This window comes from Mesomycoplasma dispar (assembly GCF_000941075.1).
Taxonomy (GTDB): Bacteria; Bacillota_I; Bacilli_A; order Mycoplasmatales; family Metamycoplasmataceae; genus Mesomycoplasma; species Mesomycoplasma dispar.
Genome location: NZ_CP007229.1, coordinates 144,802 through 159,008, shown reverse-complemented (window position 1 = coordinate 159,008; position 14,207 = coordinate 144,802). Strand labels below are relative to the sequence as shown.

Below are 14,207 nucleotides of genomic sequence, written 5' to 3'. Positions count from 1 at the left end.
ATTAATGTAAAATTAGTAAAATTATAAAAAAAGAGAAAAAATTAGGAAATTTGAAAGTGAAAGTATGAAAGAATTTAAATTTAAACGAATTTTTTTAATTGTTACAGACTCGCTCGGGATCGGTGATGATGGTCATCAAAAATTTTTTAACGATGTTGGAGCAAATACTTTATTTTGCGTCTCAAAAACAGGAGAACTAAACATTCCTTTTTGAAAAAAAATGGGAATTGGTAATGTTGCCAAAATTGAAAATTTTGGCAAAAAAAACAAAGAACCACTCGCTTATGTTTCAAAAATAATCGTTAAATCAAGAGCAAAAGACACACTTGCTGGCCACCTTGAAATGATGGGGATCGAAACTACAAATCCTAGTCCCAATTTTGACAACGGTTTTCCCGAAGAATTAATCAAAGAACTAGAAAAAGTCTTTGATAATCGGCAAATTATTGGAAATAAATCGATTAGTGGAACTGTTATTCTTTCTGAATTAGGTCAAAAATCCATCGATGAGGGTAAAATAATTGTTTATACTTCGCCAGATTCAACTTTACAAATTTGTGGGCATGAGGAAAAATTAGGACTTGAAAATCTTTACCGTTATGCAAAGGCGGCAAGAAAAATTTGCAGTTCAAAACCAGAATGAAATGTTGCGCGTGTGATCGCTCGCCCTTATGTTGGTGAAAACGGAAATTTTACCCGCACTTTTAACCGGCATGATTATGCAAATATTCCGCCAAAGTCAATTCTTGATCGTTTACAAAATGCCGGAATTGAAACAATTGGTATTGGAAAAATCGCTGACATTTTTTCAAATCAAGGTCTTGATAAAATTTTTGGACCTAACAGCGATGAAAATAATATGGATATTGCGATTGAAATCGCAACTAAAGCAACAAAAAATCAATTTATTTTTGTAAATTTAGTTGAATTTGACTCAAGTTATGGCCATCGACGTGATGTTATGGGATATTGTCAAAATTTGAATAGTTTTGACATCAAATTAGCTAAATTAGTGAATGCTTTAAAAGAAAATGATTTATTAATAATTTCATCTGATCACGGAAATGACCCTTGTTTTCCAGGCACAAATCATACTCGCGAAGCATTGCCGCTTACAATTTTCTCAAAAAAATTTATCTCAAAAACAAAATTTTTGAAAAACCCAATTTCATCGCTTGCAACAATTGGAAATTTAATTGCTAAAAATTTTGGGGTTGAAATGTCAGAAATTGGTGAAGATATTTTCGATGTTCTGGAATAATTATGGCTAAAATATGCTTATATCATTAAGTTTTTACAAGTAAATCTTATTTTTCAAGGAAAAATTAACTTCTAGAAACTGTCAATGGAAAAAATTCTGGAAGTTAAAGTAAAAAAATACCACATAAATTTTTTTAGATAATTAAAATCTAAAAAATCAAGGTTTTATTTGTAAACATTTGTAAAAAAATTTAGGAAATAACGAATTTTTCTTTGTTTATTAATTTATAATTAATAATTTAAAATGTCAAAATTGAAAAATATGCTAAAATTACCATATTTATAAATATGCATATGAAAGCACTTTAATTTTTACAGCATATAAGATTTGTTTCGTTTGTTTTACTTGAATTTTTAATTCATACAATATGAACGAGTAATTTTATTTGATAAAAATGGGTTAAAAATGAATGAACCAGATAAAAAAAATTTTACTGATAAAAAAAATAGTCATAAAAATACTGATGACGAAAAACCAAATTTTACCGATCAGCAATTGGAAACTTATGAAGAAAAAAAGCAGAAATTTACCGCTGATGAGGATTCAGTAAAAAACAACTTTGAAAATAAAGGTCAAAATGGTTCTGAAGCAAAACAAATCGATGATGAATCTTATAATGAAATTGAATTTGAATTAGATCAGGAACAAATTGCTGATCAAAAAACAAATAAAAAAAGGGCTAAATCAGAAAAAAAACCAGAAGCTGAAACTATTAAATTCTTTAAAAAACCTAATAAATACGCAAGAAGAAACACGCTAAACTACAAAAAAAAAGATGAATCACAAAAAAATATTGATTTAAGCGATCCTGATGGCGAAAAGGAAGTTGAATACCAAAGTTTGACAAAACAGCGCATTAGAAGAATGGCGAATGTTTCCATTATTTACAGTTGACAACTTTTTGATGAAAATATTGATATTGATGAGGTAAAAGAAAAATACTTTGAACTATCAATTGAACAGTTAAAATTGCTTAATTTTATACAAAAAAATTATACTTTTTTGAAAAAAATTATTAGTTTGCAACTAAAATCAAACTGAAGTTGAGAAAGAATTCTGCCACTAATTCGGTCAATTTTACTAGTTGGAGCAGCTGAATTATTTTTTATTCCGCCACGAATTGTTTTTAACGAGGCGATTGAGATAACAAAAATTTTTAGCGTTGCAGGTGATAATGAATTTTGTTTTGTAAATGCTGTTTTGCAAAAAATATACGATTATTATGAAACAAAAAATCTTCTTAGAAATTAAGAACAAACGTGAAATTAAAAGATATATCAAATTTGAAATAAAATATTGAAAATATCGTCATTTATTAAGAAAAAAGTTTAAATTTTTGTTCTACTATTTGTCTAAAATTCTTGAAGTTAATATTTCAAATCAAAGATGTGCAACTCTTGATTTAATGTTAATTAGCAAGATTGAAAGAATGGAAAATTGAATTTTCAGTATGAATCAATTTTTAAGTGGAAATTTATTTATAAATTTCCAAGTTTACAAAAATTTGGCAATTTTTTTGTTCTATAGTTGAAAAATTCACCTACAAAGATTCAAATTTAAACGAAAATTAGTAGATTACGAGGACAAACGGCGTGATGCTTTTAATTCATTATCAATCGAATGAATTAAAGTTGATCCAAAGTTCAACACTAAAATTATTGAAATTTTAAGGAGATGGAAATAAATGAACTTGCTTAATAAGGTTTTAAAAATGGGTTTTGAAAAGGCAGAATCTCTAATTCGTACTGGATATGTAAAAATTAATAACCAAACCTGTTATATCCCAAGTCAAAAAATTTCAAACTTAGATCATATTAGTGTTAATGAAAAATTTCCTTATGTTTCACGCGGTGCTCTAAAATTACTTTCAGCTTATGAGAATTTTGATCTTGACTTCGAAGACAAAATTATTTTGGACATCGGTTCATCAAAAGGGGGGTTTACTCAAATTTGCCTTGAAAAGGGGGCGAAAAAAATTTATGCACTCGATTCAGGAACTAATCAACTTGACTATTCATTAAGAATTAACCCTAAAATTTCAGTTAAAGAAAAAACAAACATTAGACACGTTGACAAAGATTTTTTTGATGAACAAATTGATATAATTGTTTGCGATGTTTCCTTTATTAGTCTTAAAAAAGTTTTGGAGGTGGTAAAAAATCTTTTAAATGAAGGTAAAATTTTCGTTTGTCTGTTAAAACCACAATTCGAAGCTAGTTCAAAATATGTAAAAAAAGGTGGGGTTGTCCCAAAAGAATATCACAAATTTTTAATTGATCGAGTTGTTGAATCTGCTAGTCCAAATTTTGAACTAAAAAATTTAATGGAATCACCAATTAGAGGTTTAAAATCAAAAAATATTGAATATTTTTTGCATTTTGTTAGAAAAAATGGATAATTTTAAGAAATTTTTCCCGTTTGCAAATAAAGTTACTTATTTGGATTCTGCAGCAATGATGCAAAAACCTCTTTCTGTTGTTGAAAAAATTAATGAATTTTATCTAAATTTTGCAGTTAATACTCACTCACAAAATTCAAAAATAAGTTATGAAAGCCTTGAAAAAATCAGAAAAACACGTGAAAAAATAGCTAAATTTATTGATGCAGATCCAAATGAAATTATATTCAATTCAGGAACAACCGAGGCCATTAATTTATTCGCCCATATGGTGAAAAAATTTGTAAAAAATGGTGATGAAATTCTACTATCACCATTTAATCACTCATCAAATTTAATTGTTTGAATCAAAATAGCAGAAGAAATTGGTGCTAAAATTGTTTATAGCGAAAAAATAGTCGATAAAATTTCAGCAAAAACTAAAATTATTGCATTTTCACAGACTAATAATTCAATTTTAGTTGATTTAGATTTGACTGAAATTTGAAAAAAAGCTATAAAATACGATGCTTTTGTTATAAATGATGCCACACAATCAATAAATTACCAAAAAGTTAGTATGAATTTTTCCCACGCGATTGCTTTTAGTTCCAATAAATTTTATGGACCTACTGGTCTTGGTGTGCTCGCGATTAAAAAAATTTTGTTGGATAAACTAGAACCAGTTAAATTTGGTGGTGGCACGATTGTCAAAATGAATTCTGAAAATATAAGTTATCACAATGATTATCGAAAATTTGAAGCAGGTACTTTAAATTTTGCTGCAATTTGGGGGCTTGATGCCGCAATTGATTTTGTAAATAATATCGGAATTAAAAGCATTTGCAAAAATCTTGAGATTTTAAGCTCTTATTTATATGAAAAACTCAAAAAAATTGATGATATTGAAATTTTTTCAAAAAAAGGTGATCATATTATAATTTTTAACATCAAAAACTTTAGCGCTCATGATGTCGCTTCTTATCTTGGAAATAAAAATATTTACGTACGAAGTGGTACTTTTTGCGTGCCTTTTCTCAAAAAATTACTAAAAAAAAACAGTTTTATTCGAGTTTCCCTTGCTTTTTATAACGATTTTAATGATGTCGATAATTTGGTTGAGATTTTGGAAAAAAAGGAGTTTCTGGATTTTGTATAACGATTTTTTAAAAAGACGTGAGATTATTTTAAACTCAAATAACAAATTTAAAGAAAAAAAACGAAATTGCGCTTCGGAAAATAACCAAATTAATGATAATTGTGAAGATAGTGCCGTGCTTGATTTGGAGATTTTTGAAAATAAAATTAAAAAAATCCAATTTTGTGCATCAGGTTGTTCGCTTTTAATTGCGAGTTGTTATTTATTTGAACAAATTTTAATAAATAAAACCGTTGAAGAAGCACTTATTTTACTTGATAAATATGAAAAAATGATAAATTTTCAAAAAATTATTCCCGAACTACAAGATCTTAATGCATTATTTATGGTAAAAAATCATCCAAACCGTCTAATTTGTGTTGGATTATCGCTTAATTTGCTAAAATTTACAATTAAAAACAATGAAAAAAATCAGAATTCATAAATTTTTATCTGAAATGGGTATCAGTTCCCGTCGAAATTCAGAAAAACTAATTTTAGAAAACCGTGTAAAAATAAATGGAAAAATTGCAAAAATTGGACAAACTGTCACAAATAGCGACATAATTGAATTAGATGGAAATAAAATTACAAAAAAACCTAATATTCATTGATACGCGCTTAATAAACCAAAAAATTACATTACAACTCGATTTGATCCTGAAAATCGACCGACAATAATGGAATTTTTTGATAAAAATACTTATCTTTTTCCTGTTGGTAGACTAGATTTTCAGACGACTGGTTTAATTTTAGTAACAAACGATGGTGAACTTTGCAACAAATTGTTACATCCAAGTTTTAAAATTGAAAGAAAATACTTTGTAGAAACAAACTTTAGTCTTAACGATGAAGAAATTAACTTTTTAAATCAAAATAAAATTGAATTGGATAATGTCAAATCAATTCAGAAAATTAAAAAAATTAGTTCGCGAAAATACATTGCAACTGTATGGCAAGGTTCTAATCATCATATTAAAAAAATTTTTGGAACTATCAATAAAAAAGTAGTAAAACTTAAAAGAATAAGTTTTGCAAACATTGAACTTGGTGAACTAAAACCTGGTAAATGACGTAAATTAAGTGAAAAAGAGATTGAAATGTTAAAAAAACTTGTTGAATAAGGCTTAGATTTTCTGTATAAATTTAGTTTTACTAAAAAATTTAACAAATTTTTTTCTTCTTTTTTTGGTACAATTTAATGATCTTTTAATCTTGTAATATAATATTTGTTTGGCTATCAATTATTGTTAAAGAAATAAACTTTTAACATAAAAAGCAAACACTAATAAATAAAAGGAGAATAAAATGAAAGATAGACCAAATAAACCAAAATTTACAAAATTTGATGCAGAATTTAAAAAAGGTTTGGTCAAAAGATGAGTTGAACAATTAGATAATGAAGAATTTATTATTGTTTACTTTCATCTAAAATACGATAGAAGACTCGATTTGTCTTCAGAAAATGTTGACCCAAACGGTTTTCCTTTAAGCGAAAGACAAGTAGTTGCAAAAGTTATTTATAGAGAACTTTATGAAGAACATAAAGTTGAAAATTTTGAAGCTATTATTACTAAATTAAGACACAGAAAAGTTTCTAAATAACTTTTTTTATTTGTAAGTTTTTTTTTGACTTTTAGATTTTAATACAAAAAAAGATGCTATTTTATACAGTAAGTTAGTATAGGAAAATGAGACACATCATTATTTTTAATTATTTTTAAAACAAATTTTTATTATTTTTTATTCTCCAAAATTGTGAAAATTTTTTTGAGCACCAAATTGTTCAAAATGAGAGTTTGGACTCAAATATGAAAGGCAACTTTGCACTCTAGTTTTATTGTATCATTTAACAAATGAGCTGATTTTTTGATGGGCATCTTCAAGGTTTTCAAAAATTTTACCCTCAACATTCAAGTATTCTCTTTGTAAAATAGCATAAAAGTATTCAATCGGGCGGTTTGCAAGCGCGTTTCCTTTTGGCGACATTGATTGTTGAATGTTGTTTTCTTTTAAAAATTGAGCAAATCGGTGGTTAGCATATTCAACTCCATGATCTGAATGGAAAAATTTAGGTGTAATTTTGTGTTTTTTGATTGTTTCTTTTACTAATTTTATTGTTTCTTCTGAAAATCTAGTCTTGGAAATTGAAAAATTTAGCAAATAATTAGATTTTGTTTCAATTATTGAATGCAAAAAATAAAAATCATCGCCAATTCTTATAAATTTAATATCAGCAAATCATTTTTCACCAAAATTTTTAGATTCAAATTGTCCTTTGATATGATCTTCGGCTCAAATCCGCGAAAATTTAGCTTCTTTTGGCGCATTTTTACCTTGTTTTTTGTAAGCAATCGATTTTATCCCTAAATGTTCATAGTGTTTTTGAAAAACATATGTGCTTATATTATTTCCTTGATTTTTGTATACATTATACAAATTATCTCGACCTTTTACTTTTCTGTTAAAATTAAAACTTTCAAGAATTCAATCAAGTAATTCTTTACTGTATACCATTTCTTTTGGTGATTTTTTCACCTTTATTTTGCGATAAATGGATGTGCGATTAATTTTTAAAACACTGCAAAGTCTTGTTGAATTTTCGATTTGATCCTTATCTTTTTCTGCTTCTTGTTTTCGCTTTTTAAGTTCGTCCATTACAATTGCAGGATCAATCCCGTATCTTCTAAGGACGTTTTCCATTATTTCTTGATAAATTCCGCGGTCATTTTCCGAAAGATCGTTAATTGTGTATTGTTTTTTTGACTTACGTGGTGATTTATTTTTACCACGTGTGTTAATTAATCCGTTCATGCCATAATTATAATACTTTTTTTGTCAGTTTCGAATTAAATTATTCGCATATGTCTGTAAAAAACCCTCTTTTTGCGATTTTTTATTAACTGATTTATTTTTATAAATTTCACGAAACTCGTTTGCAAAATGTATAGTCGCACTTTTGAATCCTTGCGATTCAGCGATTTTGATATATTTGATTTTTTCATTAATTGAAAATTTATTTTGTTTCATAAAAAAACACACCTCTCTTGATGTGTCTCATTTTTTTCTACTAATTTATGCTATTTTATACAGCGTATTTTTTTGTATTCAATTTATAACAAAAATTTATTTAACTTTTAAGTTATACCAATAAACTTGCTTACTTTTATTTTTTAAGAAAATAAAAGTAAGCATAAAATTGCGGTTTTTTAACAACTCAATTGATAAAATGTGGGAAAATCCTAGAAAAAATTATAAAAAAAATTCTTTTTTCTAAAAAATATGGGATAATTCATACAGTTTATAAATTAAAAAGTGAAGTTTCAAACTATAAAATTAAAAATTTGAGCGATTTCTAATTACAGTTTCGTGAATTTTTCAATTTTTATTAATAAAATTGGCTTAAAAACGATTTTTCTTTTATCTTTAAGGTCAAAAATTGAAAGATTAAGTTGAAATTTATCAAATCAAACAAACTTAAAACTCAATGAATAAATAAAAATTTCTTTGACACTGTTAAAAAAAGGGGGGATTATGGAAATAGAACAATGGGCGACTGGCACGTGTCAAGGGTCTAAAAAACCTTCTTTCTAAAAAATTAAAATAAAACCTTGAAAAACATTAGAACGAATTGAAAAATAAAATTTTATTTATAAATTTAATAAATGTTAGTATTTGTACTTTTTCACAAAAAAAAAAAAAAAAAACTAACCACGTAATAAGAGATGATTATGGAAGAAACTAGTCGAAAAAACAATCCAAAAAAATATGAGACTACAGTTATTTTTGATAGTTTGCACAGGCCAATAAACGCAAATCCGTTATTATTTCTTCACGATGAAATTAGAGGCGTTTATTATTATTTAAAATCACAAACTATAAGCAAAGAAGAAATTGCTAAAAAACATAAAAATACTGAAGTTTTAATACCAAAACTAACCGAAACTGGAACTTGATTTAATTACTACTCACTTGTTGACGGATCGCAAATTTTTAGAATTGACGAAAAGGATTTTAGAGATTTTCAATCAAGCAATCCTGAAGTTGAAATTGAAAAAATTTGAAAACTTGACTATCATCTTGCAATGACAATTTTTGATAAAATTGAAAAATGTCTAAAACAGAAAATGCCTTTTATTTCTTATTCTGCCGTTAGATATAGCGAGAGTTCTAATCAGGCGACACCAAAAACATTATATGCAAGTTTTGAACATTATGCGAATGATTTAGTTGAAAGCCTTGCTTTAGGTCTGATTGACAATGAAGAATGTCAAAGAAAATTGCAATCAATAGAACAAGAAAAATTTTCAGAACTGGAAAAAAAGCAGCGTATTCCTTACTATTTTAATGTTATTAATTCCATTTTAAAATCAGCAAAGGAATATTATCTTGATTTAAAAATTAATTATCCATTAACAAAATGGATTAATGAAAACGAAAGAATTACTCCGGATGCCGAAAAATCAAGGTGAACTTCTAGTCTAATTTTAAAACATATTAACGAATTATACGAAAAAAGTGTAATAGACCATAAAATAAGACCAGTTACTATATATCCAGCAAATCGTGATAATATTGCAAAAGGTTTGATAGATTTAGGAAACGAAAAGTTATTAAAAGAAATTTGGAAACGTGATTTCCATTATATGCTGAACTGATTTGAGAAAATAATTTGCCTGAAACAAGAATGTCATTTTTAAAATTTGTAAAACAAATGGTAAAAGATGGGAATGAAAATTATTTCTTTTTTGACAAACTAGAAAAAAATCTATCTAATAGGATCATAATAAATAGAATCAAAGAAAATCAAATTAAAAATTTTTTTGAATCTATTATACAATCAAAGAAAATCACACATCTAGATAAAGAAAAAGCACGGATATTATTAGAAGAATTTATTGAAAAATTGAAAGAACAAGAAGGTCAACGACAAAAACAGGAAGAAGAAGAGCGGAAAGCAGAAAATAAAGAAGAAGATGGAGACGGTGATTTAAATTAAATTAATTTAGACAAAAATGGAAAATATTTAAGCAACTCTATCTTTTTAAATTGTCTAATTTTTACACCCTTGACTGAAAAATTCGTAGTTTTTGTTATTTTTATAAACCTTCATTCTAATTATTTGTTGATTCGGTGTTTTCAAAAAAATGTTTTTCAACAAAAATATTATTAAGTAAATTGTATTCACTTATTTTTGCATAAGTGATTTTAAATCCGTCTAAAAAAACTTGCATATTTGAAATGATGTTATTCTTATTTTTATGAATATATTCATAAAGTTGCTTACGAATAAATTCATCTTTAATTTTAAGAACGAAAATTGCTGGTGAAACAAAGAAAAAATCGTCAGAAATTGCGATTTTGTCCTTATTTGGTAAACTTGAAATTAGAAGATCGCCTGGAACTGCAATTTTTTGTGTAAGTTAGTATAGGAAAATGAGACACATCATTATTTTTAATTATTTTTAAAACAAATTTTTATTATTTTTTATTCTCCAAAATTGTGAAAATTTTTTTGAGCACCAAATTGTTCAAAATGAGAATTTGGACTCAAATATGAAAGGCAACTTTGCACTCTAGTTTTATTGTATCATTTAACAAATGAGCTGATTTTTTGATGGGCATCTTCAAGGTTTTCAAAAATTTTACCCTCAACATTCAAGTATTCTCTTTGTAAAATAGCATAAAAGTATTCAATCGGGCGGTTTGCAAGCGCGTTTCCTTTTGGCGACATTGATTGTTGAATGTTGTTTTCTTTTAAAAATTGAGCAAATCGGTGGTTAGCATATTCAACTCCATGATCTGAATGGAAAAATTTAGGTGTAATTTTGTGTTTTTTGATTGTTTCTTTTACTAATTTTATTGTTTCTTCTGAAAATCTAGTCTTGGAAATTGAAAAATTTAGCAAATAATTAGATTTTGTTTCAATTATTGAATGCAAAAAATAAAAATCATCGCCAATTCTTATAAATTTAATATCAGCAAATCATTTTTCACCAAAATTTTTAGATTCAAATTGTCCTTTGATATGATCTTCGGCTCAAATCCGCGAAAATTTAGCTTCTTTTGGCGCATTTTTACCTTGTTTTTTGTAAGCAATCGATTTTATCCCTAAATGTTCATAGTGTTTTTGAAAAACATATGTGCTTATATTATTTCCTTGATTTTTGTATACATTATACAAATTATCTCGACCTTTTACTTTTCTGTTAAAATTAAAACTTTCAAGAATTCAATCAAGTAATTCTTTACTGTATACCATTTCTTTTGGTGATTTTTTCACCTTTATTTTGCGATAAATCGATGTGCGATTAACTTTTAAAACGCTGCAAAGTCTTGTTGAATTTTCGATTTGATCCTTATCTTTTTCTGCTTCTTGTTTTCGCTTTTTAAGTTCGTCCATTACAATTGCAGGATCAATCCCGTATCTTCTAAGGACGTTTTCCATTATTTCTTGATAAATTCCGCGGTCATTTTCCGAAAGATCGTTAATTGTGTATTGTTTTTTTGACTTACGTGGTGATTTATTTTTACCACGTGTGCTAATTAATCCGTTCATACCATAATTATAATACTTTTTTTGTCAGTTTCGAATTAAATTATTCGCATATGTCTGTAAAAAACCCTCTTTTTGCGATTTTTTATTAACTGATTTATTTTTATAAATTTCACGAAACTCGTTTGCAAAATGTATAGTCGCACTTTTGAATCCTTGCGATTCAGCGATTTTGATATATTTGATTTTTTCATTAATTGAAAATTTATTTTGTTTCATAAAAAAACACACCTCTCTTGGTGTGTCTCATTTTTTTCTACTAATTTACTGCAATTTTTTGTGTTTTTTTAATCTTTTTTCCGATTTTTTCATTTTTAATTTTAATTAATCCTTTTTCTAAATCAGAAATTTCAAGATAATGAATTTTGTCCTTTTTACTTTCAGGTATCTGATTTTTTGGATTAATTTCATCGATTAATTTGCCAAGTTGAATAAAATCATCCCCTGGTTTTTTATAGCGAGGAACAATTGTTGTTATGTTTTTTTCCCAATTTTTAATTAAAATTTTAGAAATATTAACAGTAAAAGCGTAATTTTCCAATTTTTTCGGTTTTGAATTAAGGAAAAATTCACGAACTAATGGTGAATATTTCTCCGCTAAATTATAATGTTTAATTTCAATCCCCAACTTGTTACGGTTAGAGCTAAATTGATAACCTAAAAATTCTTTTTCTTTTTCATTTGATTGAAAAATAATTTTCGGAGAATTAATCACTAAGAAATCATAGTCTGACTTTGTTTTCATTTTTTGCAAAAATAAAATTATTGGCGAAGTCGTTGTTCCACTAAAAGTTATATCGCCTGATTCAAAAAGAGCTATGATTTTAAAGCTTTTTAAAATAAATTTACGCAATTTTTCGTATTTTGAACTTGTCAAAATTGAACGCGGCAACACTATTGCGCCAATTCCGGTTTCACTTTTTAATAAATGTTCCATTCTTTCTACAAACAGAACTTCAATTTCACTTGAGTTTTGATTCAATGATTTTAATAAGGTAAAATCTGATTCATCAATGTTATTATTTCCAATGTTTTTTAGAAAACCTGAAACTGAATAAGGGGGATTTGCAATTACAAAATCAAAAATTTCATTTTTTTTACTTTTGGTATCCAAAATTGTCCCTTTATAATCATCAGAACTAAATTTATTAATTCCGTCACCATTAACAATGGTTGCTCAACCATCGCCGTTTAAAAAAGTCGCAATTTTTGTTGTTTTAGCAAGTCGATAATCCTTTTCAATTCCAAAAACAGAATCTCTTGCTCAAGAAAAAGGGTAATTTTTGTATGCTTCAAGTTTGTTTTTGATATCTTTTGTGCCCTTAATTTCTAATGAATTAAAATATTTTTGCACATAATCCATATAAGAAATTAAAAAATGACCGCTTCCACTTGCATAATCGATCATTTTAGGAACAATTTCCGCTTTTGAATTAATAATATTTTGTTCAATTTTTTCTTGAATTGGTAGAGATTTGACCATAAATTCAACAAGTGGAAGTGGTGTAAAAAATTGACCTTGTTCTTGTTTTAAAGAAGTATTTAGTAATTCTTCGAAAAAATCACCCAAAAACTGATGTTTATTATTATATTTAAATTTATAAACTTGAATTAATTTTACAACCTGTTTTAAAATCAGATTGTTCTGATGGAAACTTTGATCATCAAAAACTTCAATAAACCAGAAGGCGTTGTTCTTTTTAAGTCTTAAATTATCAAAAATCTCCTTTATTTTCGAGTAGTTTCTACTTTCATCATCTAAATAGAAATCGATAGTTTTGTCATCATAGTCAATAATTTGCTTCCGCATATATTCGTTCATTCCCACACGATACAAGTCATTAATTCTTTTTAAAAAGGAGATATCATCATCAATTCCTTCAATGTATTGGAATTTTAATCCACTAAAGTCTTGGAAATTAACGCTAAAGTTTCTATTTTCCTGAATTTCATCACAAACTTTAGCGATTAGCAAGTTGATCATTTTATCAAATGCATTTGATTTATCAGAAACGCTATGTTGCCTTAAAATTGTTAGAAATTGCTGAAAAATTAGTTTCGAAGCATTATAGTCAATCTTTTTCAACTCTTCAAATTGAATTGGTCTAGTTTTGAAGTCAAATTTTTGATTTTTAAGAATAAACGGGGTAGTATCTCGATTTTTATTTCAATTTTCAAAAAGTTCATCAATAGAATTGGCACTAATTTTTTGATCTTTTGTAACAAAGTTGAAAAAAAGGTCTGTTTTTGAAAGAAAATTAAAACTGTAAAAACTGGCAACTTTGATATTTTTGTCTTGTCATAAATAGCTAAAAAGTTGTTTTGTCTTATTTGAAAACTTGCAAGAAACAAAATTATTAATTTGTAAAATATCTTTGACTTCAAAAACATAAACAGGAAGACCGTTTTTTAGCACGACAACATCAGCATAACCTGAATTATTGTGTCCTAATTTTCAACTTTTTTCTAGATAAAGTTCTTGCTTTTTGTAACCTTTTTGCAAAAGTTTAGCAATTAAGACAATAACAGAAAAGTTTTCTGTTAATTCTAGTGAAAAAATTCTTTGATGATCAAATTTAACACCTTTTAATGATCATCTTTTTGTAATTTTGTCGATTATTATCTCTTCGTTTTTAATCTTAATTACGAATTTTTCTTCATTTTCAAAAAAATTATCACTAAAAATTTCTTTAAAAACCAATAAATAACTTTCCAATTTACTAATTTCCATCTTTACCTTAAAATAAATAACAATAAAAACAACTCGATTTTAATTTATTATTATACCATTTAACAAAAATGATTACGGCTGGAAAGTATGAAGTTTCAAGAAAAAATCACTAAAAATTTACATTTTAGCGCAAACTTAAAAAAT

Annotated in this window: 13 protein-coding genes; 10 read left to right on the top strand and 3 right to left on the bottom strand. The window is 26.6% G+C overall.

Annotated features, from left to right (window positions below; translation table 4 throughout):
* Nucleotides 1-64: 64 nt before the first annotated feature.
* From MDIS_RS00565 to MDIS_RS00530, 8 genes are all read left to right on the top strand, one after another.
* The gene (locus MDIS_RS00565) at nt 65-1,261 is read left to right on the top strand and encodes a phosphopentomutase (protein WP_044635189.1); all 1,197 of its coding nucleotides are present in this window, start codon (nt 65-67) and stop codon (nt 1,259-1,261) included.
* Nucleotides 1,262-1,666: 405 nt separating this feature from the next.
* A complete protein-coding gene (locus MDIS_RS03920) occupies nt 1,667-2,512 on the top strand; it encodes a transcription antitermination protein NusB (RefSeq protein ID WP_052506189.1) in 846 nt (281 codons plus the stop codon).
* The gene (locus MDIS_RS00555; protein ID WP_044635188.1) at nt 2,484-2,945 is read left to right on the top strand and encodes a hypothetical protein; all 462 of its coding nucleotides are present in this window, start codon (nt 2,484-2,486) and stop codon (nt 2,943-2,945) included. The genes MDIS_RS03920 and MDIS_RS00555 overlap by 29 nt, the downstream gene beginning before the upstream one ends.
* Entirely contained in the window at nt 2,946-3,659 is a 714-nt protein-coding gene (locus MDIS_RS00550; protein ID WP_044635187.1) for a TlyA family RNA methyltransferase, read from the top strand. It abuts the gene before it with no gap.
* Nucleotides 3,652-4,797: an aminotransferase class V-fold PLP-dependent enzyme gene (locus MDIS_RS00545; RefSeq protein ID WP_044635733.1), complete on the top strand. Its 1,146-nt coding sequence runs from the start codon at nt 3,652-3,654 to the stop codon at nt 4,795-4,797. Before MDIS_RS00550 ends, MDIS_RS00545 begins: the two co-directional genes overlap by 8 nt.
* Nucleotides 4,790-5,221 (top strand): iron-sulfur cluster assembly scaffold protein, encoded by a 432-nt coding sequence (locus MDIS_RS00540; protein WP_044635186.1) that lies wholly within the window; start codon nt 4,790-4,792, stop codon nt 5,219-5,221. The genes MDIS_RS00545 and MDIS_RS00540 overlap by 8 nt, the downstream gene beginning before the upstream one ends.
* Nucleotides 5,199-5,900, top strand: a complete 702-nt coding sequence (locus tag MDIS_RS00535; RefSeq protein WP_044635185.1) for a pseudouridine synthase — start codon at nt 5,199-5,201, stop codon at nt 5,898-5,900. The genes MDIS_RS00540 and MDIS_RS00535 overlap by 23 nt, the downstream gene beginning before the upstream one ends.
* A 184-nt stretch (nt 5,901-6,084) precedes the next feature.
* Nucleotides 6,085-6,381, top strand: coding sequence for a hypothetical protein (locus MDIS_RS00530; protein WP_044635184.1), 297 nt, complete (start codon nt 6,085-6,087; stop codon nt 6,379-6,381).
* A 138-nt stretch (nt 6,382-6,519) separates the two neighbouring features.
* On the opposite strand, the gene MDIS_RS00525 is transcribed toward MDIS_RS00530, so the two are convergent.
* On the bottom strand, nt 6,520-7,806 hold the full coding sequence (locus MDIS_RS00525; protein ID WP_044635183.1) for an IS3 family transposase: 1,287 nt from the start codon (nt 7,804-7,806) through the stop codon (nt 6,520-6,522).
* Nucleotides 7,807-8,507: 701 nt separating this feature from the next.
* Here MDIS_RS00525 and MDIS_RS00520 point away from each other — a divergent pair.
* Nucleotides 8,508-9,476: an Mbov_0400 family ICE element protein gene (locus MDIS_RS00520; protein WP_044635182.1), complete on the top strand. Its 969-nt coding sequence runs from the start codon at nt 8,508-8,510 to the stop codon at nt 9,474-9,476.
* Complete coding sequence (locus MDIS_RS00515) at nt 9,464-9,775, top strand: hypothetical protein (RefSeq protein WP_044635181.1); 312 nt, start codon at nt 9,464-9,466, stop codon at nt 9,773-9,775. Before MDIS_RS00520 ends, MDIS_RS00515 begins: the two co-directional genes overlap by 13 nt.
* Nucleotides 9,776-10,264: 489 nt before the next feature.
* On the opposite strand, the gene MDIS_RS00510 is transcribed toward MDIS_RS00515, so the two are convergent.
* Entirely contained in the window at nt 10,265-11,551 is a 1,287-nt protein-coding gene (locus MDIS_RS00510) for an IS3 family transposase (protein WP_044635134.1), read from the bottom strand.
* Between the two features lie 40 nt (nt 11,552-11,591).
* Nucleotides 11,592-14,063 (bottom strand): HsdM family class I SAM-dependent methyltransferase, encoded by a 2,472-nt coding sequence (locus tag MDIS_RS00505; RefSeq protein WP_044635180.1) that lies wholly within the window; start codon nt 14,061-14,063, stop codon nt 11,592-11,594.
* Nucleotides 14,064-14,207: the final 144 nt, after the last annotated feature.